The following is a 19,933-nucleotide window of genomic DNA, read 5'->3' as shown; positions in this document are numbered from 1 at the left end:
CCCGAGGTAGACCATAAACCGCATGCTGCTATATGCAATGCACAGTGCGGTCAACCCTCTTCCTATCGCACCTCCCGTGGCGAATCCACCTCCACGGCATATCCACTCTCCGCGAGAGCTGCCCGTAGTTTCTCGATGTGCTCGAACCCCCGGGTTTCCACCTCTAGCTCCACCCCGGAGATGTGCAGAGGCAGATCCCAGGTGCCCCGTGCATGGCGAATGTGGAGGACATTGCCGTCCAGACGGGCGACGATGGCAAGGAGCCGCGCCAGTTCGTTGGGAACATCGGCGAGGCAGACATGGAACCGGGCGATCCTTCCGCTGCGAAACATCCCCCTTCGGATGATGCGCGTGAGCAGCGGTGCATCCAGATTCCCGCCGCTGACGATCAGCACGACGGACTCCCCCTCCCGGATCCTCACGTCTCCCGAGAGGAGGGCAGCCAGGGGAGCGGCTCCCGCCCCTTCGGCAAGCACCTTCTTCCTCTCCAGCAGCAGGAGGATCGCATCGGCGATCTGATCCTCGGTTACGAGCATAACCTCATCCACGAGTTCCTGCAACGCAGGGTAGTTGAGATCTCCCACTTTCCGGACCCGGATGCCCTCTGCAATCGTCTGCCCCGCCTCCACCTCCACCACGCCGCCCTGCTGTTTCGCACGGTAGGCGCACGGACATGCCTCCGCCTGGACTCCGACGATGCGGGTTTTAGAGCGGAGCGCTTTTGCTGCTGTCGCGATGCCGTTTATCAGGCCCCCGCCTCCCACCGGAACGATAAACACATCCGCATGCGGAAGGTCCTGGAATACTTCCAGGGCAATCGTGCCCTGACCGGCAACGATGGCCGGATCGTTGTAAGGATGAACGAAGGTCCTTCCCTCTTCCGCCAGTCTCCAGGCGAGCTCCAGACTCTCGTCCAGATCCCTGCCATGGAGGATCACCTCAGCCCCGTATCCCTTCGTCGCCTGCTGTTTGCTGTGGGAGACCCACTGCGGCATGACGATCGTGGCCGGAACCCCCGCCTGCGCTGCCGCCAGCGCCACCCCCTGGGCATGGTTGCCGGCCGAAGCCGCCACAACACCGGAAGGGCCGATTCTGTCCCTCTCCGAGAGGATCTTGTTTGCCGCTCCGCGCACCTTGAAGGATCCCGATCTCTGCATCGTCTCAAGCTTGAGGTACACGCTCGCCCCGCTCATCGCGGAGAAGGTGGGGGAGTATACGAGAGGCGTTCTGATCACCCGATCCCGAATCGTCCAGGCCGCCTGCTGTATATCGAAAAGGGAGACCATACGGTTATCTGTTGCAACTCAGGCATATGGTTCTTTGGACGGCAGGGAGACCTCGCTCGGCACTCCGTTTCGCCGATCGGCGGAGAGGAGCTACATCTTTCAACCCTATGCCGCTATACGGCTGATACGGGGTCGCCCCGATCCGTATCCTCGTGGGGGAATCGTCCGGGCCGGTAAAGGCGCGCCTTCCCCGAGATGCGCAACCCTGCAAAAAGAACGGAGTGTCAGGCCGACGCCTGCGGAGTGGATACCTTCTCAATGATGTGGGCGACCCAGCTGATCTCCTCCACCAGGAGACGGATGATGTCATCGAGAGTTATGATGCCGACCAGTCTGCCTTCCGCGTCCACGATAGGGAACCGACGCAGGTTCCAGTCGCGCCCGAACTGCATCGCCTCGTACAGCCCGGTCCTCTCGTCCAGCACGAGGGGATCCTCCGACATTATCTCCGTGACGGGCGTTCTCTCCGGATCCCGGAACTTCGTCAGCACCCGAACCACGAGATCCCTGTCCGTGATAACCCCGACAGGGCGGGAGTCCTCCACGATCACCACCATATCCGCATTCTTCTCTTCCATCAATCGTGCGGCATCATATGCCGTCGATTGCAGGGGGAGTGTCGCAACATCCCTCTGGCAGCATTCCAGCAATGGCATCCTTCCACATCCAGGACCTAATGAGGGACGTAATGGTCAAGGAACTATTTCAATGTAGCTTATCAATCCAGAATTCCCGATTTCCAGGAAGGAATCAGGGTATGGAGCCATTATCGCCAGCAAAATCGCTCTCGGGATTCGTACGCCGTAAACCAGCAGCTGCGATATCGAAAAGAGGTGAGATGCTGTCAGCGGTAGACGGGAGGATACACCCCTCCATGGCCGCGGTAGGGCAGCAGCACCTGGTTGATCTGCGTGTCGATATCGGTCAGGCGGTTCATGACGATCTTGCGGGAGGATACGGTGTAGAGCACATCGTCCATGTACAGGGATCTGCGAACGGCGGAAGGCGACCCCCAGTAGTAAACCGGTGCATCCTCGTCTTCGTGCGTAACGGTTCCCCTCAGCTCGAATCCGCTCTCCGGTGCGATGGAGAAGACGTAGGCTCCCTGCCATATCTTCTGGGCGTACGAGCCGTACTTGCTCTCGGGATTCGCGACCCTCTTCACCTCGCGGACCGGTATGACCAGGATATTCTTCTCCTTATCGAAGAGAAACGCCTTATGATCGTACAGGGCCTCGGAATCTGTCCCGCTTTCGCCGATCTCCACCCGATCCAGAAGCTTCGGGTTATTGACATCCGTCACGTCGAAGAGGGCGATCTTCAACCCCTCGACCGAGATGCCCCCCCACTGGTTCTCTGCAGTCTCTTTTCCGATGCCGATGATGTGGTTGTTGTCATAGGGGTGGAGGTAGTCGGAGTAACCGGGGATCTTCAGCTTGCCCAGTATGCCCGGCGCTTTCGGATCCGAGAGATCGATCACGAAAAAGGGATCTATCTTCTTGAACGTGACCATATAGAGGCGGTCGCCGACGAAGCGCGTCGCGTAGATCTGCTCATCGGGCGCTATATAGCGGAGCTCCCCGAGCGTCCTCATGTCCTTCCCGAGCACGGAGACGGTGCTGTACTGGTAGAAGTCCGCCTGCCTGTACTGGTAGGAATTCGTCTGCGCCCAGCCAGAGACCGTGGTTGCCACGCGGAGGTTGCCCTCCCATTCGTCCATCGAGAACTGGTTCAGGAGGCGGCCCGCCACCTCGCCCATCCCCGCGTACGAGATCTCGCCGCGATCGATCTCAAACCTGTGGATGATCGTCGCTTCCTCCTGCACCACCCCTGCGGGAGCAGCCCTCTCTTCCGCCGCTCCTGCCGTCCACGGACCCCGGCTCTCCTTCTGGTAGGCCATGTACAGGTTGTCGCGGGAGACGTACAGCGTGGTGGAGTAGCCGAGCATGAAGGTCTCCGCCGTCACGGACCTATCGTTCAGGATGTCGAAGGAGGACAGGGTGTAAAAGGTATACGATGAACAGGGGATATCGAAGTAATAGACGTCGGGCGATTTCACGACCTTCTCGCCCTCCCGCACCTCCGGCATGACAACCGTGTCACGGTACCAGGGAACCCCTTCGCTGGTGACGACATAGATGTCGCTGCCGATCATCCGCGCATCGTAGTAGGACCCGCTCAGCCCGATGTCCCGGATCTGCTTCGGAGCGGACCTGTTCCGAACGTCGTATACGGTTGCATGGGTCGTGGTTCGCCAGACGGGCACCGGGACGGCGCTGTTCCTGGGCGTCACGAAGGTCTCCCCCTGCTGGTTGGAGAAGATCACCAGCCGATCTCCCAGCAGGAAGAGTTCGACGGGCTGGCCTTCCAGTTCCGTCTCGGAGACGATCCGGGCCTTCTCAGCCGGGTAGGCGTCCACGATCGCCAGGGTGGATCCCGATATCAGGTAGATGTGCTTGCCATCGTTCTTGAGGAAATCGGCCTCATCCACGCCCTTCACCTGCACGTTGGTGGTGGAGTACTCGCCGGCGCTGCGGGACCCGGACGGGATTCCCTTGGCGGGGATGGGGGCCGGGGCGTAGTTCGCGGCTTCGTCATACGCGACCTTCTGGATGGCGCCGCCTCCGCCGTAGGCCGGTGCCGTGGCCTCCGCATGGCTCTCCAGAAAGGCAAGGATCTCCTCTTCCGAGGCAAACTTCTTCAGCTCGCCTGACACCTCCAGCCCCCGTTGCTCCCGGACAAGGGCTGCGCCCATGATGGCGGCGATCACCGCGATCCCGAGGATGGCGAACGCTGCTACCCGTCGATCCGACATAGAAATCACTCGCTCCTGCATCTCATTAGTATATGGCGTATCTGCTCGGTAGCGATATGTATTTTGCTTAAACTTCGAATTGATTCGTAATCTACCCGAAAGGAAGTCACACGGATTTCTCTGCGATGATCCTGCAGGTCGTTGAAGATCTGTTCCCCGGATCCTCGATTTCCGGGCCGTTTCCATCGCCCCCCTGCGGTCGCCGGGAAGGGGGGAGCGGCACCTCCTGCGGAAGGGGTGCCGCCTGGCGATCCCCATGGACCACTATTCTCCCGCCAGATCGATGGCTATTCATCCGATTGGATCCAACGTACAGCCATGGCTGGTCGCGAACAACCGAACCCCGTCGGCACAGGAGGAAACTTCCGGCCTGCGCCGCAGCTCAAGGCGCTCTTCTACGCCTACCTGGCGCTCTCGATTGCCGTGCTGGTCCTTCCGTATATGGTTCCGCTGATCCTCTTCGCGCCGTCCATCGTTGCCGCTGCGATTGCCATTCCGACACTGGCGCTGATCATCTTCACGGCCGCCTGGATCCCGCTCTACTACGAGACCGTCGTCTACCACGTCACCGACAGCGAGATCTCCTGGAAGAGAGGGATCTGGTTCCGCCAGACGGGGATCGTGCCGTATACGCGCATCACCAACATCGATATCATCCAGGGGCCCATCATGCGGGCACTGGGAATTTCCACCCTCCGCATCCAGACTGCGGGCTACTCCGGCCAGGCGGCCGCAGAACTGCGGCTGCAGGGTATCGAGGAGCCCGAGGCGCTCCGGGAACTCATCATGGGATTCGTGCGGGGATCTGCGCCGGTCGCCACCGGCACGTACGCAGAGACGGCATCCCCGGAGATGCAGTTGCTCCAGGAGGTGCGCGAGATCAAGCGTCTGCTGGAGATGCGTGCGGGCGGGCGGTGAGGGGGCAACGGCCCTGCCGAGATCGGCAGGGCATTCGAAAGGGTTCCTCCTTTTCAAGCCCCCGCCCGGCTGCGGATACCATGGCACCATCGCTTTCGCGGATGGGCGGGCCTCCACCTCGGGGCCCGTTCCCGATGGATAGATTTTCAGGAATTGGACACCCGGTACGACAGGGCCCTTCGGGCGTTCTGCTCCCGCCCCGCGCGGGGTGCGATAGGATCGGGACCGGGACGGAGGCTCATGATTCGCTCCTCCACGGTGACCGGCTGGAACTCTCCCGAATCCTCAATGAGGGGATTTCACGCACGAGGTGGAGCCGGAATGCATCGCGCCGACGGGCCAGGCCCGGTGATGATGAGGCGCACGATGGCGCCGACGAGGAACGGGGCGGAAAAGGAATATGCAGCACCACAAACCCCGGCGTGAAGGCGACGAGCGGAGGAACGTCCCACTGGATCCAGCCCCTGATCAGGGTGCCCCCGGAGGACGAGACGAAGAGGCCGGCTAGCAGCACGGAGACGCGAAGGAGTGCCCCGTATACGAGGAGCGCGAGCGGAAGGATCTCAATCGCCAGGGCAAGGATGACAATCAGGAAGAGGGAGAGGAGCAGCGGCCCCCTGCCGACCAGAATCCGGCTGATCGGCTGCCACCGCACTTCCGCCTCGACGGCTAAGAACGGGCCCGGGAGCAGAAGCACGAGAGCCTCCCAGGAGGTAGAATCGCGTAACCAGAAGGGAGAGAACAGCGAGGGCAGTCTCCCGCGCATCGCCTTCCGCCTACCGGATCCGCACGGGGCCGGCGGTTCCGCCATCCTCAAATTCCGTGGCCGTTCCGATCAGCCTTCCGTTCACGGAATCAGCATTCACCACGCCGCTGATCAGAGCGTCCCGAGCGACGGACGTAGTGCGGTCCAGGCGGACGGTTCCTCCCGCCAGCTGCGACGATCCTGCGCCGCACCGAGGCGTTGATACGGCTCTCCCCGCCTGCCGCAACGACGACGCCTGCACCAGGAGCGCTCGCCGTGATCTGCCCGCCGGCGGAAAGGACACTCTCCGCGGGGCGTCGATCGTCCTACGCTCGCGACGACGTCGTCGCCGATGGATTCGGCGATCACCCCCCGATCCCGGTTCCCGAGTTCCAGATCCCCTGTGTCTCAGAGATCGCAGAGAACGAGAAGCGGTCCCTTTGAGAGGGGCCCGTTTCCCATGAGAACCGCGCTCCTGTGGATTGTGCCCCAGTCCCGCGAAGAGGGGAAGGGATCGTGCACGATGTGCAGCCCGGGCGACCAGCCTCTCATTCTCCGCTTGCCCACACGAGAGGGTGCGGGATCGCTTCCGCCCGCAGATGGACCGCCCGTCCCGAGATGGGTCTGCCTTCTACGCAAATACCGACAGAGTCCGCCCGGCACCCGTCGGATGCATGCCTGACGCTCCGTCTGGCGAGGGGCGGATACCTCCACCCAGGACTATTTTATACGATACTCCCGGAACAGATCCCTGGCAACGGCGGTCGGGAAAAGATATATACCATGTCCGTATAGGACGTCCGAAGTGTGGGAACCATGGCGGAAGAGAAGTTACGGATCTCGCCGACCGTATATGCGATGCCGGACGACCGGCACGACAACCTCCACATCGAGATCGAGCTGCCCGGTGTCGACAAGGAGAACATCATGCTGCGGATGCACGAGGACAGTTTCTTCGTCACGGCGGAGAAGGAGGACGTGAAGTACGTCGCCTCGTATGCCGTCTGCTGCCCGATAGACTTCGAGAAAGCGCATGCCGAGTATAAAAATGGGCTTCTCACCATCGACGTGCCCTACAGGACTCCCCAGACCCGTGGAAAAGAGATAGCCATCGCATGACTGCATCGGTCCCCGAAACCCGCTCCCCCGGATGGGGGAGGGCGAGGATGGGGACGGCATCCACCTCCTCGGTCCTCGGCAAAGGGTGATCCTCCGCGGATTGGCGCGATCCAGACCTCCGGGAGTATCCCTAGCAGACGTTCACCATACCGAGCTTCTCCTGCACCTTCTGCGCGAGTATCGCGGAGCAGGTTGATAATGCGATCAGACGCTGCGCGGATCGCTGGAGTTCCCGATTCAGCGACTGGATCTGGTTGCCTGTAAGGTATCCCCGGGCATACCCCTTCTGCACTACCGATTCCGCGACCTGGTACGTGACAATGAGTCTCTCTATTGCCGTCTCGGCATCCAGCAGCACGAAGGGGAGAGGTCTGCCGGATGCCGCGAGAAGACTCTCCAGCTCCCTCATGCCGCCGTCGATGGCATCCAGGCTCTGGATGATGGACGTGATGATCCGGTCCTTCTCGCTGTGGCAGGCGGGATAGATCATGAGCTGATCTGTCAGAGGAGGACGATCATATACTTTCATCAACATCCGTTTGCAATTTCCCCGAAGATTGTCTCGAACTTTGCCGCAACGGTCCACGATTCGACCGCAACTGTCCTGCGGGCGCATCCGGGGGGATCGCCCCTTCCCTTTCCGCAGCCGGATGGTGCCCCAGACTTCGTATCCCGCGGAATCTTCTCCGGCCTGCAGGGAAAAAACGTCCCCCATAGAATTCTTCATCATGTTTCACGACCATTAATGATACCGAATAGGGGGGTGGCCGGCGCTCCTGCCACCCTGTCCGCACCCCCGTAGTGTAGTGGTCAATCATACCGGCCTTTGGAGCCGGTGACGGCGGTTCGAATCCGCCCGGGGGTATCCGCCGCCGCCGTCCCCGATCCGATGGGACGAGATGTCCTGCGTACCGGCAAGCGGGTCGCGCTCGGGCGGTCGCATTCGCCCGGGCCTTTCCAGGGCACCGGGAGGGAGGCAACGTACCGGTTCTGCGGCACCGTCGACCCGAATACAGGGAGTCCGCGCCGTCCCGCCCCAACACGGGCACCGCATACCGTCCTGACAGCTCCGCGCCAACCCGCACGAAGGGGAGTAAGCGCGGATCGAAATATACTCTTGCAGTAGGATGCGGAAGAGAGGTCTGCATTACCCCGGGGGGATCTTTCCCCTCATGCGTCGATACCCTGCGTCTCTCGGGAACGACCTTCGATCCCGCATTCTCCCCAATCCCGTCCGCTCCTATTCTGGCATACGAGCCCCAGGCCCGTCACCTGCTCTCCGCAGGATCCGTGGGCGTTATTTCCGAATTCGCTCGAAGGAACGGCAGGCATCCCCTCCTCGAAAATCGTATCGATCGTTCGCACCTCCGGCGCAGGTGCCTGCCTCCCTGACCCGTCCCGGCACGAGGGTCGTACGCTCAGTATTTATACACATCCGCACCATCCTTCGATTCGGCAGCAGACAGGTGCCGCCGCGGGAGTAGGAATGGCAGAGAATGAAGAGGCGACCGCAGGAAGCATCATGCAGAACAAGATTGTGACGGTTCCGCAGGATGCCCCGATCGAGGTTGTTCTGGAGAAGTTCTCGAAAGAAGGTTGCCGGGACCTGGTTGTTCTCGACCGGAGCGGCAGATACCTCGGTGTCATCATGGCACTGGACCTGCTGGGTTCGGTAAGCCCGATCATGGGTGTGCGGGGGAGGAAGAGGCTCCCCTGCATCGAGTGCCTCGTCCGCGGCGGGGCATCGACCGCAGAGACCCTCATGACCCGCCGCCACATCACCATTCATAAGGATGCCCCCATCGAGGAGGTGATGCGGGCGATGGAGAAGAACCGGCACCCCGACCTGATTGTGGTCGACGATCGGGGGATGGCAATCGGCCAGATCGAGGTCTGCAACGTCATCTCCCTCCTGCGGCTGGTCGGCCGCCTGTAGTCTTCCGGGATGAAAGATGTTGAAAGGTGCGTTTCAGGAGGAACGGGGTGAGGATGATGCTCACGATGATGACGAGGGTGACCGACGCATAGAGGGAGACGGATATGAAACCGGAGAGGAGCGCGATCTTCGCGACCACGAGGGTTATCTCGCCTCGTGGGTAGAGACCCAGACCCACGATGAGCGCCTTCAGGGGGTCACGGCAAAAGAGGATGGATCCAAGGTAGCCCCCCAGCACCTTGCTCAGAAGAGAGACGGCGATCAGGAGCAGGACGAGGGGCGACAGCAGGGCATCCAGGCTGAACGCGAAGAGAAGGCCGATGGACGCAAAGAATATGGTCACGAAGAAGCCGAATCCGAGATCGACCAGGCTGTCGAAGAGGATGCGATCGTTTCTGACCTGGTCGCCGAGGATCAGCCCTGCCAGAAAGGCACCGATGGCATAGTGGAGACCTACGGCATTGGACAGGAACGCCACCAGCAGCGCGATGATCAGGGCGGCGGAGAAAGACATCTCTTGGAGACGGGAGCCCCGCGTCCGGGCGAAGATCCACCGAATCCCTCTCCTTCCGCCCGTCAATACGAGGGCGAGAAAAATGATCGTCGCCAAGATGGTCTCTGCAAAGCCGACCAGCGAGAACTCCTGTCCGCTGGTAACCGCCGTGAGAAGGGTGAGCATCAGGATGCCGAAGACATCATCGAATACGGCAGCGCCCACGATCGTGGTGCCGAGCGCCGTATCCAGCCTCCGCAGATCGATGAGCGTCCGCACCGAGATGCCGATCGACGTTATGGAGAGCGCGATCCCGAGAAAAAGCACCTCGTAGAGGGTATACCCGGCCAGGCTCCCGAACAGGAACCCCATGAGCACCGGAACCAGCACCCCGCCAAGGGCCGTTGAGAGCGAAGGCACTTCTGCGGCAACGAAGGATCGCAGGTTCAATTCGGCCCCGCTGATGAACAGGAGAACGATCACCCCGATATCGGAGAAGAGTTCGATCGTCGTGTCGAATGCGACCAGGTTGAGCAGTGAGGGGCCGAGGATGATGCCGGCTGCGATCTCCCCGACGAGCGAGGGATAACCGCCCCTCTCCACGAGTTCCCCGAAGAGCTTTGCGACGACGAGGATGACGATGATCTGGAGGATGGCGTCCATCGAACAGGGTATTCCGACGTTATCTTAAAAAGAATTGATTGGCCGGCCCTGGATCCCCCGCGGAGGGGGAGAGAACCCCAGCCAGGAGGGAACTCGCGGGGAGTGCCGGCCCGGGGCCATTCTGGACGAGAGGATTGCAGCCGGGGCGATGGCAGGGGACCGGATGGCGCAGGACTGCGAAAGGAAACCGATCCCCCATCTATCCTCTTCTTGAACGACAGAGAGGATAGGAAGGGGGACGCTCCCCGATCGCAATCCAGGACAGAACAATGAATCCCCGAATGTCTTCCGCTGTATGCAGCCGCTGTGAGGATCCTGCACGCCGCAGTGCTCCCCTCGCCGCGCCTTCACCCGACAGGGGCTGCCCGCGGGGGGAGAGGCGAAACGACCCTGCACAGGACTCGATTCGGGCGCGCACTGCGGATCTGCCATCCGGCGAGATCGTGACCCCCGGGTCTCCTCAGGATCGCCGCCGTACTCGTGCTTCGTGAAGTAACCGGGGCCTGGCAGCGGCAGGGGGGCTCTCGATCTCACCGGCTGCGGGCACGACGAAGACCGATCGCGAGCAGGCTCGCGCACAGGCCCAGAGCCCCGCCCAGCGGCATCACCGGACCGGCCCGTCGCGTCTCCTGCGCTGCTGCGGCGGGGGGAGCGGTTGGGGTCATGGTGGGCGAGCCGGCGGTATCGTCAGTCGGGACGACCGATGCGGTGCGCGGATTTGCCCTGATACAGACGTGACCGGAACGGGAAATCTCGGTCCGAACCTCTCCCATGTCCTCTCCACCCGCCAGTTCGGTGCATCCCCCCGGCGCTCCGTTACCATTGCACCAGATCCACGCCGACCCCTCTCCTGCGGGAAGGATCTCCATCCGCAGCGGAGGATCAAACCGCAGTCCCGGCTCCCCGATCCGGTACGGACACTGCGGGACGTCCCGATCCATGCAGGGTTCCGAAGTCGGCTCCGTGATCTCTTTGCCGCATACGGTTCGAACAGACAGCTCCTTCACCGGCTTGCCGTCTGCGTCCAGTATCCGCGTTCCCGAGGGGATCACGAGCCTCACCACCCCGTCCTCCGACGTCAGGGTGACCGTCCGCAGCACCTCCCCCCAGGCTGTCGTGGCGAGCGTGGCATTGCCGACGAACCGCGTTATGACGGGCTGGCTAGCCCTATCGGATCGGCTGCGCTGCGACGGCTGCTCGGGTGGCGAAGGTGGCGTCGGGGTGGGTGTCGCGGTAGGTGCGGCAGGCCTGTAGAGGGTCAGGTATATGGTGTTTATACACCCGATCCGGTCCGTAGCCCGAACGACGATCGTGTTCCAGCCTTCGGCAAGAGGGATCGTACAGTTCCAGGCGTCCGTGCCGTCGGCGATCGTCCAGTCCCCGCCGTTCACCTGCACCTCCACGAGCGAGACGCCGGAGGGATCCGAGGCCGTGCCCCGCAGAGCAATGCGATCGGACGAGAAGGTCGCACCGTCTGCGGGGGATTCCACGAGGATCTCCGGACCGTTGCCGTCCGCGTGATAGCGGGTCCAGTGGGGGACGTCGAACCGCAGGATCTTGGTCGCGTTGTCCCAGCGCACGTTGCTCGCAACGGAGCCGGCCGCAGGGGTTCCGTTCGCATAGGTGTCGGGCTCGCCGTCACGGAAGATCCCGGGGGTCGTGGTGAAGGCGGGGGCGTGCATCGTCAGGGTCGCACTCGCGTTCAGGATCGCGAGCCCGGGTGCGGCGGCATCCAGGGCAATTGCATTCCCCTCGATCCGGACGTGGTCCCAGAGAGACGGCATCGCGTCGGCAAACGCGGCATCGCAGAAGTTCAGCGGACCGGGAAACTGTATCGATCCCACCATCTCCGTGTCGACTCCTCTCTGGACGCTGAACCCTTCCACCGCCGTAAAATCCTCGATATCGCGCAGGTCCGTGCTGGTGAAGCCGGGAGGACCGATCCACGGATTCACCGCGACTGCGAGCGGTGGCGGAGATCCGGAGGACCCGCTGGTGGAGTTCTGGAACTCTCCGATTCTGGCGTGAATCGTGATGTTCCTCGTGTTTCCGTTCACCGTTCCGAGAGAAGAATCTCCAAACGGATGCTCGAAGTAGTACTCCGTGTCCCTGACGAAGTATGGCGAGAGGGGAGTCGAATTGCCATCCAGTTCGGATACGTCCGCTGTCAGCGTCAGACCGCCGTCCAGCATCTTCACGACGAAACGCAGGGTGTCGGGGCGGTCTCCCTTTCCCTCCGGCGTGGAGGCGTCGAAGAGGTAGTAGAACGCCGTTGGGTGAGCGGTCTCACCGCCGTCGCCGGGCCGCAGGAACCGGAGCGGCCACTCCGGTGCGAACAGGGGGGTGTGCTGGCCCGGGATGGCGGCAAGGGGAAGGTGATCCATGGCATCCCCGCCAAGGGCGTGGGGCTCGTCGCAGATTCCGTCGTCGTCCCGGTCCGCTGTGGTCGATGAGAATCCGCTGCCGTCGGGGAGCAGCCACAGGTTACCGCCCAGGGTCGGACCCCCGTTGATCGCAGCTCCCGCTGTTCCAGTGGTGTTCCAGGTGTTGCCGTTTCCCGGCACCGCGTTCACAGTGTTGTTGAGGAGGTTGTTATAAATGATATTTCCGCTGGATGAGGTAACATTGATGCCATACTCGTTGCCGTAGATCCGGTTGTCAAATAGCCTGTTGTTGTTGCTAACCACAGAGATTCGAACTCCATTCATGTTCGAATAGGCAGAACCCCTCTCAATCGTATTGTTATCTGAGTAGTCCATGAATATGCCCGAGTTGCCATTGGTAGATGTGTTCCAACCAGTCACCGTGGAGTCGTCCGTCATCGAGAGGTAGATCCCATGCTGCACGTTCGAGTTCGCTGTGCAGTTCTCGATAAGACCTCCTATTGTGTTATAGTAAAAGAATCCGTAATAGCAGTCTTTCACGGTCAGATTGCGTACCGTGACATTGGACACAGTTTGGCTTGTAATATGCACATAAATGCCATACTGGGAGGGCTGATCCAGGCCGTCAATGGTATATCCGTTGCCGTCGAAGATCACATCGGATGCGGCTATTGTAATGATCCTCGACTCCCCTCTGTTCAGGAGGTCTTGTCGAAGAGTGTACATGCCAGAACTGCTGATCACGGTCGGCGCGGTAATATCGACACCGGCTGCGGGGACCTGCAGCGCGGCAAGGATGAGGAGGAGCGTGCAGGTATAGACCAGGTGTGAGCCGAGATTCGCAGGTCTTCCGATAGAGATGCGGCACCGGCACTCCCCGATATGAAGAATTATCCCTTTTGCCATTGTATTTTAGGTTAAACTCCGATTTTAAGAATTTTATACTATGGATTCTGCCAGGTATGGCGAACCGGTTTCGGATAGGCTGCACGGCCTCCTGTGCAGGAGACGGGAATGGTCGAAGGTGCGATGAACGTCTTGACGAACTACCGCGAGGGATTCGCAGGCGTGATCCTGTACCCGGGAATCGACACGATCGTCCCGCCGCCTTCATGGCGGCATCCGGGAACCCGACCCCGCTGGCGAGGGCTTTCCTGCACTCTGTCGAGATCCACGCGATCGCGGCGCATCCGCTCCGGGGGATGCCAATATCGGTTATCTTCGGGGCCTATCGCATCCGCCCTGGCGCCGCAGCCCCGAAGAATCCCGAACGGATACTCCGCCATACGCGCCCTCCACGGATATCCGGGATCCGCCTACGGGACGTCGTCCCGCACCCGCACCTGCCGATAATAGGGAGGGTAAAAGATGAACCCCTCGTCCCGCAGGGGATCGCGGAATATCAGGGTGTTCCCGTCCCGCTGCACGACAACCATATACGAGTGGTAGTACTGCCGCCTCAGTTCGGGCATCGTCAAAAACCGCCGAACTTCATCGCCTGTGACACCGGAGTACTTCAAGTACGTCTTCCCGTCGAGCCGTCCCCGGAGGAGGTGGTACGAGGAGACGGTGTAGGAGTCGCCTGTATCCGCGACGATCAGCCACCGCAGCGGATGCCGCGTCGGGACGGTCCTGCCCGATGCCCTGACAGATACAGTCACCTTCATCCCGATGGCGAAGAGCAGAAAGAGCAGGACGATGCCGCCATACAGAGGAATCGCCTGCATACCCGTCAGTCCGGAGAATACCAGCGCCAGGAAGAGCGTGGTCAGGCCGAAAAGGGCCATGCTCGGCCCCGGGAAGATGCCCAGAGTATACTTCCGGTCGGATACGGGGTAGAGGAGCGGTATGCCGGGATATGCCAGGACGTCCAGGAACAGGTGCAGGAGCGTTCCGCCCAGGAGGAAGAGGAGCGCTTCGGCGCTGAACAGGATTCCTCCCGCCTGGAATGTGGGCACGAGAGCGGCGATGCCTGCAGCGGCGCAGAGAACCATCAGGGATACCAGGCAGCCGCCGATCAGGCTGTGGGTCACGCCTCCGTGGGTGAGGATGTACCAGCGGTGATGCCTGTCAGATACGAATGTGAGCAGGACGTCCAGGTCAGGAGCGATTGAACCCAGTACGCCGACGAAGAGCGCGGACCGGACGTCCAGCGCGAGGAGGAGAGATGCGGTGAGACCGTGCGTCAGGACGTCCATGGAGGGGCATGTACCTTCTCCGCTCGAAAAAGGTTATCGGATCGGGTATCCGTTGGCACATTCGAATCGGGATCCGAAGGTGCAGGATAGGACCCGGCCGCGTGTTCCAAACCAGGCCTGCGATTCAGGTCAGCCATCGCCCCGTGAGTATTCGGATCTGCTCGCCATAGCACCGGATTCGTACCACATTCCGGGGCCAACGGGGAAAGCGGGGGCCGCGTGCATACCCTGCACGCGGCTGGTATTCCCCCGCCCTCGAGGGCGGGGGAGTGGCATCTCCTGTTCACGGTCCTCCGACCACGCCCGACGCAGCGACGGAGGAGAGATCCCTTCCCGCAATTCCCTGCGGTACAGCAGCCCTCCTCCGGGATGCCGAACAGACCGCCGGCACTGCGGCAGCGAGAAGGCGGATCCGGGGATCGGGAGGGGACCCATGCATGAATTGCTTGGCGAATGCCGGGACCTGCCGCCCCCAGGACGAGGGAGTTGTGGAGGCAAGCGCACCTCCCCGTCGGTGCAATGAACGGATGAACCACAGAGGACCTCGGGGGAGCAGTATTCCGTATGCTGCCATACCGTGCAGAGGTCTTTGCGGAAATCCGATCCTTCCACCATCCCGCGTTCTCGATCGCGGCCCGCTTCAACGTTGAGGAGAATACAGCGGACGACCCGCCGCCTCCTTTCCGAGAGACGATCTGGAAGATCGCCGGATATCCCTCAACCGCAGACCCCGGAGCATGCTCGCATTCGGGGATGGACTCTATCCCTGATGCGTCCATCTGGATGCAGGCGGTGAAGCATGTCGACAGGCCAGACGGAATCGAAGACCAGAACCGTGCCCGTATATGACGCCCGCACCGGCCAGGTGGAGGACGTGGAGCGGATCGAAAGGAGCGATGCGGAGTGGCAGCGCATCCTCCCGCCGGAGACGTACCTGGTTGTGCGGAAGGCTGGCACGGAACCCCCGTTTACCGGCAATATCACGACTTCCACGGAGAAGGGCTCTACCAGTGCGCCTGCTGCCGCACGGATCTCTTCGGCTCCAGCACAACGTTCGAGTCGGGGACGGGCTTGCCCAGAAACTGGGCCACGATATCGGACCTGAACGTCCGGCAGAGAGATCTTCTCCCTTCCTTCATGCGGCGGATCGAGGTGCTCCGCGCACGCTGCGATGCGCATCCAAGGATATATCTTCGACGACGGTCCGCCACCCACGGGCAAGCGCTGCTGCATCAATCCCGGCATCGCCCGTCTATGCAGGGATGCATCCCCACAACTGCCGGGATTTCTTCCTGGTTCGAAGGCAGGAACCCGGTGCCGTGCAGCATTACACTCTGCTGTTAAACGCTTCCAGCTCCTCGACCTTGTTGATGTTGATGAACGTCGTGAGCTCGGGATCGAACCTCCGTATCTCTTCCACGTTGACATAGCGGGAGTTCAGGGCCCGCACCATGGCGCGGAGGGATAGGGCTTCGTGCTCCTCCAGGTAGGCGAGGAGCGCGGAGCGGCGGTATACGGCATGGAGGGGCTCCATCCTCTCCCCATCCCAGACCGGGATGACCGCGTCGTAGTCTTCCAGGCGGGAGAAGAGGAACTCGATCACCTCGCGGTTGATGCAGGGCATATCGCATGCGGCGACAAACACCTTCTCGCCCCGGGCCTGCACGACGCCGGCGTGGAGTCCGCCGATAGGCCCGATTCCGCGCCGGATATCCGATATGCAGATGATGCGGGGCAGGTGGGAGAACCGTTCGCACTGCTCAATATCTTTTGCCACCAGGATGATCTCGTCCACTACGCCCTGCAACGTGGAGATCAGTCGCTCCAGGAACGTCTTACCCTGGTACTCGAAGAAGTACTTCTCCTGACCTCCTGCGCGGCGCGCCTCGCCTCCCACGAGCACGATCCCCGATCTCACCGCTTCGAGCCTCCGCGGGCGCTGACCGTCTCTTTAAACCGTATCAGGTCTGCAATAACGGCATTCACGGGTGCATCCATCTTCCGCCCCCGGGCCCTGGCCGCTACCGCCCCGTTCAGGAACTCGATCTCGGTCCTCCTGCCCCGCTGGATGTCCTGTAGCATGGAGGAGTGGTGCGACGCCGTGGCCGGCAGCTGGTAGGTGCGGAGATAGTGGAGGTAGGCATCGGCATCGCTCCAGGGAAGGTGCACCCCCTCGGCATGCACAACCTCGAAGGCCTCGCGAACGATGCCTTCGATGATCCTCCACGCAGCCGGATGCGCCAGCTCGCCATACGGAACCTCCGCAATCGCCCCGATCGGATTGAGGGCGCAGTTATAGAGGGTCTTCGACCAGATATCGGCGCGGATATGTTCGCTCCCCTCCGCCCGCATGCCGGCCTGCCCGAAGAGATCCACCAGGGTAAGAACAGCGGGATCCAGGCCGTCGGGGAACCTCCCCAGCCGTATCGGCCCCGCCTCCACGGTCACCCGCACCTCCGCCGTGCCCCGCCATTCGAACCCGGTGATGATCGTCCCCCCGATCACGCGGCGGGCGTACTGTGCGATGATCTCCTCGTTGCCGATTCCGTTCTGGAGGCTCGCCACCTCGCTGTCTGCGAGCAGCCCTGCGAACTGCTCGCAGATGGAGGCCGTATCGATGGACTTGGCCGTTATGACGACATAATCGAACTTCGATTCTTCCGGTGCCGACTCGCCGCAGCTGAAGGTGAACCTCCCCTCCCCCCATATGCCCGTCATCCGAAATCCTTCGTTCCGGATCAGGGCGGCATGCTGCTCACGGCAGACGGCATGCACGTCGCATATCTTCGAGAGCTTGGCCGCCACCGTCAGCCCCACGGCGCCGGCACCGAGCACCAGAACCTTCATGGATATCACTGGGACGCGATTCGATTAAATACATCCCGTTTGCAGGGCGGAAAGACCCGATACCTCCTTCTCCAGGGAGAGCAGGGCCTCCTTGATCTCGATATGCGGTGTGAACCCTCCCAACCCCCGGGCCCCCACGACGCGGTGGCAGGGTACGACGAGGGGGGTCGGGTTCCTTGCCAGCGCCAGACCGACCACGCGCGGGAACGTCCCCGCCGAGCGGGCAATCTCCCCGTAGGTCGCGGTGCACCCGTACGGGATCCCCCTGACGACCCGATAGACCGTTGCGTAGGGGAATCCCTCCTCCGTTGCCGGCGTCGAAAGAACAGTAGGATCGGTCTTCTGGCCGCTCAGATACTGGCGGAGAACGGGCGGGGTCGGTCCGGAGGTGCCGCTCTTTGTGAAGGCGATCCGGTACACGCTCTCGCCCTGCCAGGATACCTGGACGAACCAGAGACCGAAGCGGATGGAGCCGGTCAGGATCTCCATGCCCTGAGCACCCCCGGGAACGTCTCCACGCTGCACACCTGCAGCTCCTCCTGCATCCAGGGCGGCAGCGCCGATCGGACCCTCGGTTCCAGGAACCTCCTCTCCCCGAGCACCAGGACCCCGCGATCCTCCGGCGTGCGCAGCACGCGCCCCAGCGCCTGGAGGGCGCGGTTGATCGCCGGCAGCGTGTAGCAGATGAACTCCCCCTCCTCGCCGAACTTGTTCCTGAAGTAGTCGATGACGGTCCTCCGCACCCGGTTGTAGGGGGCAAGCGGCAGCCCTACGACCATCGCGCCGCTGAGCATCTCTCCGCGATAGTCCAGACCCTCGCTCCATTTCCCCCCGCAGACGGCAAACAGCACGCCGGACTCCCCGCTGTCCGGCAGGGAGAGGAAAGTCTTTAAGGCGGCGCTGGCCTGCGCGGTGTCCCGCGGCTCCACGAATACGGTCCTCTTCTGCAGCTCCGGCATGCAGCGTTCAACGAATGTGTCCAGGATCTGGTAGGAGGGGAAGTAGACGGCGCGGTTCCCGTCCTCGCGGGCGAAGGTCTCGATATACCGCTGTATACGGTCCAGGTTGTCATTGTTGCGCCGCATGCTGAACGCGGAGGTGATGTCGCTGGCACACAGGATGAGGCGGTTCTGCGCCGGAAAAGCGTTCGGCAGGGAGAGGGTCGTTGCCGTTCTATTGCCGAAGTAGTAGCGCCTGTAGCTCTCCACGGGAGAGAGCGTGCCGCTGATCAGGACGCAGGCTGCATGGGACTCCCCGATCGCCTCCAGCGTGCTGCCGGGGTCGATGCTGCGCACCTCCAGGGTGATACCACTCTCGCCTTTCCTGTATACCGTCAGGAACGCGGGATTCTGGAGGGAGAGATACACTTTGTAGAGGAACTCTGTCAGCCGTTCGACCGCACTCTCCCGAAACGTCCCGCTCTTCCTGTTCTTCTCCTGGATCGCCTCGCTGATATCCAGGAGGTCGTCCACCACGCCCTCCAGGTCCTGATAGAGGGTCTCCTTGATCGCCATCCGGGTGAAGATCGCCGGATCGAACCAGTCCTCCGCCTCCCTCGAGCCCTTCAGGATCTCCATGAACTTCCGGAGGGGGGGCAGGATCTGCTCTGCCGCTTCGACATCACCCCTGTTCCTGCGCATATGGGCAAGTTCGTGAGAGGCCTGATCCACAAGAGTCTCCTCAAGCGCAACACTCTCGATGTCCTGCACGGCATCGCCGCAGTTGTGCGCCTCGTCGATCAGCAGCAGCACACGGGACGCCTCGACGTTCAGCGCCGAATAGAGCTGCTCCCGGATGCCTTCGTTCAGGAGATGGTGGAAGTTTAAGAGCACCACATCAGAACCCCGTGCAGCATGGATCATGGTCTCGTAGGGGCAGATCTCCCCGCACACCTCCGCGAGCCGGTCCGGCCAGACCGTCTCCGAACTCACCTTCTCCGCCCGCGCCCGCAGGGAGGGGGACGGGACCATGCGGAGCCCGGCGTCCTCCTGGTTGACGAATATGCGGCTGTGAACGAAATACGGGCAGATGAGGGGATGATCTCGGGACGACCGGCGGATCTGCTGCTTGATCAGGATGTCCTTGGACGGCGTGAGAGAGCCCTTCTTCGCCCGCTCGGTCATCAGAGAGGTGGAGTAGGTCTTCACGCCCTCGCAGCGCCGGTAGACATCCCCCTCGCCGCCGAGCGGGCACATACTCGATTTCCCGATCAGATAGGCGAACCGTATCTTCCTCTTCTGCCGGATGAGCTCCAGCTCCCGGATGAACGTATTCAGCTGGCTCACCGTACGAACGGCCACAAAAACCGGTCTTCCGCGGCTCTCCGAGAGCAGTGCGGACACGACGCTCGACTTGCCGCTGCCGGTCGGCGCATCGATGAGGGTGATGCCCCCTCTCCTGGCAGTCTCTGCCACCGCTTCCAGCATCCGACGCTGGTACGGCCGAAAGCTGGGGTAGGGGAACCAGTCCTCAAGAGCACTCATTGTTTATGCATGTGTTCTGAAGATGCTTTTTAGTATTGCCTCCCCA

The 19,933-nt window shown here is 61.9% G+C and carries 17 protein-coding genes and 1 tRNA gene; 5 read left to right on the top strand and 13 right to left on the bottom strand.

Annotated elements, in window-relative coordinates; translation table 11 throughout:
• Window positions 1-62: 62 nt before the first annotated feature.
• From ilvA to QMC96_00140, 3 genes are all read right to left on the bottom strand, one after another.
• Window positions 63-1,286 carry a threonine ammonia-lyase gene (ilvA, locus tag QMC96_00150; protein ID MDI6875169.1) on the bottom strand — a complete coding sequence of 408 codons (1,224 nt, stop codon included), beginning with the start codon at window positions 1,284-1,286 and terminating at the stop codon, window positions 63-65.
• Window positions 1,287-1,510: 224 nt separating this feature from the next.
• The gene (locus QMC96_00145) at window positions 1,511-1,942 is read right to left on the bottom strand and encodes a CBS domain-containing protein (protein ID MDI6875168.1); all 432 of its coding nucleotides are present in this window, start codon (window positions 1,940-1,942) and stop codon (window positions 1,511-1,513) included.
• A 188-nt stretch (window positions 1,943-2,130) separates the two neighbouring features.
• Window positions 2,131-4,101, bottom strand: coding sequence for a beta-propeller domain-containing protein (locus QMC96_00140; GenBank protein MDI6875167.1), 1,971 nt, complete (start codon window positions 4,099-4,101; stop codon window positions 2,131-2,133).
• Between the two features lie 318 nt (window positions 4,102-4,419).
• Here QMC96_00140 and QMC96_00135 point away from each other — a divergent pair, with 318 nt between their 5' ends.
• On the top strand, window positions 4,420-5,019 hold the full coding sequence (locus QMC96_00135; GenBank protein ID MDI6875166.1) for a PH domain-containing protein: 600 nt from the start codon (window positions 4,420-4,422) through the stop codon (window positions 5,017-5,019).
• Between the two features lie 238 nt (window positions 5,020-5,257).
• On the opposite strand, the gene QMC96_00130 is transcribed toward QMC96_00135, so the two are convergent.
• Complete coding sequence (locus QMC96_00130) at window positions 5,258-5,716, bottom strand: hypothetical protein (protein ID MDI6875165.1); 459 nt, start codon at window positions 5,714-5,716, stop codon at window positions 5,258-5,260.
• Between the two features lie 79 nt (window positions 5,717-5,795).
• Complete coding sequence (locus QMC96_00125) at window positions 5,796-6,068, bottom strand: hypothetical protein (protein MDI6875164.1); 273 nt, start codon at window positions 6,066-6,068, stop codon at window positions 5,796-5,798.
• A 512-nt stretch (window positions 6,069-6,580) separates the two neighbouring features.
• Between QMC96_00125 and QMC96_00120 the strand changes: the two genes are divergently transcribed.
• Entirely contained in the window at window positions 6,581-6,883 is a 303-nt protein-coding gene (locus tag QMC96_00120; protein MDI6875163.1) for an Hsp20/alpha crystallin family protein, read from the top strand.
• Between the two features lie 130 nt (window positions 6,884-7,013).
• On the opposite strand, the gene QMC96_00115 is transcribed toward QMC96_00120, so the two are convergent.
• Window positions 7,014-7,373 (bottom strand): hypothetical protein, encoded by a 360-nt coding sequence (locus QMC96_00115; protein MDI6875162.1) that lies wholly within the window; start codon window positions 7,371-7,373, stop codon window positions 7,014-7,016.
• Window positions 7,374-7,675: 302 nt separating this feature from the next.
• Here QMC96_00115 and QMC96_00110 point away from each other — a divergent pair.
• Window positions 7,676-7,748: transfer RNA gene (locus QMC96_00110), tRNA-Gln, on the top strand.
• A 621-nt stretch (window positions 7,749-8,369) separates the two neighbouring features.
• Entirely contained in the window at window positions 8,370-8,819 is a 450-nt protein-coding gene (locus tag QMC96_00105) for a CBS domain-containing protein (GenBank protein MDI6875161.1), read from the top strand.
• Here QMC96_00105 and QMC96_00100 read toward each other — a convergent pair.
• The 3 genes from QMC96_00100 to QMC96_00090 all read right to left on the bottom strand — a co-directional run bounded on the left by QMC96_00100 (window position 8,785) and on the right by QMC96_00090 (window position 14,557).
• Complete coding sequence (locus QMC96_00100; GenBank protein MDI6875160.1) at window positions 8,785-9,975, bottom strand: cation:proton antiporter; 1,191 nt, start codon at window positions 9,973-9,975, stop codon at window positions 8,785-8,787. The genes QMC96_00105 and QMC96_00100 overlap by 35 nt on opposite strands.
• Before the next feature lie 530 nt (window positions 9,976-10,505).
• Window positions 10,506-13,265: a NosD domain-containing protein gene (locus QMC96_00095; GenBank protein ID MDI6875159.1), complete on the bottom strand. Its 2,760-nt coding sequence runs from the start codon at window positions 13,263-13,265 to the stop codon at window positions 10,506-10,508.
• Between the two features lie 410 nt (window positions 13,266-13,675).
• Window positions 13,676-14,557, bottom strand: a complete 882-nt coding sequence (locus tag QMC96_00090; protein MDI6875158.1) for a metal-dependent hydrolase — start codon at window positions 14,555-14,557, stop codon at window positions 13,676-13,678.
• A 903-nt stretch (window positions 14,558-15,460) separates the two neighbouring features.
• Here QMC96_00090 and QMC96_00085 point away from each other — a divergent pair.
• Window positions 15,461-15,901: a peptide-methionine (R)-S-oxide reductase gene (locus QMC96_00085; protein MDI6875157.1), complete on the top strand. Its 441-nt coding sequence runs from the start codon at window positions 15,461-15,463 to the stop codon at window positions 15,899-15,901.
• Here QMC96_00085 and QMC96_00080 read toward each other — a convergent pair.
• Genes QMC96_00080 through QMC96_00065 form a run of 4 tightly spaced genes read right to left on the bottom strand, consistent with a single transcriptional unit; the run spans window position 15,885 to window position 19,887 of the window.
• Window positions 15,885-16,475, bottom strand: coding sequence for a molybdenum cofactor guanylyltransferase (locus QMC96_00080; GenBank protein ID MDI6875156.1), 591 nt, complete (start codon window positions 16,473-16,475; stop codon window positions 15,885-15,887). The two genes, QMC96_00085 and QMC96_00080, sit on opposite strands and share 17 nt — an antisense overlap.
• Entirely contained in the window at window positions 16,472-17,404 is a 933-nt protein-coding gene (locus tag QMC96_00075) for a 2-dehydropantoate 2-reductase (protein MDI6875155.1), read from the bottom strand. The genes QMC96_00080 and QMC96_00075 overlap by 4 nt, the downstream gene beginning before the upstream one ends.
• Before the next feature lie 24 nt (window positions 17,405-17,428).
• On the bottom strand, window positions 17,429-17,893 hold the full coding sequence (locus QMC96_00070; GenBank protein MDI6875154.1) for an MGMT family protein: 465 nt from the start codon (window positions 17,891-17,893) through the stop codon (window positions 17,429-17,431).
• On the bottom strand, window positions 17,881-19,887 hold the full coding sequence (locus tag QMC96_00065; GenBank protein MDI6875153.1) for an ATP-dependent DNA helicase: 2,007 nt from the start codon (window positions 19,885-19,887) through the stop codon (window positions 17,881-17,883). Before QMC96_00065 ends, QMC96_00070 begins: the two co-directional genes overlap by 13 nt.
• Window positions 19,888-19,933: the final 46 nt, after the last annotated feature.

This window comes from Methanomicrobiales archaeon (assembly GCA_030019205.1).
In the GTDB taxonomy this organism is placed as follows: domain Archaea; phylum Halobacteriota; class Methanomicrobia; order Methanomicrobiales; family JACTUA01; genus JASEFH01.
The sequence above is the reverse complement of the archived record's forward strand: the minus strand, read 5'-3'. Positions and strand labels throughout refer to the sequence as shown.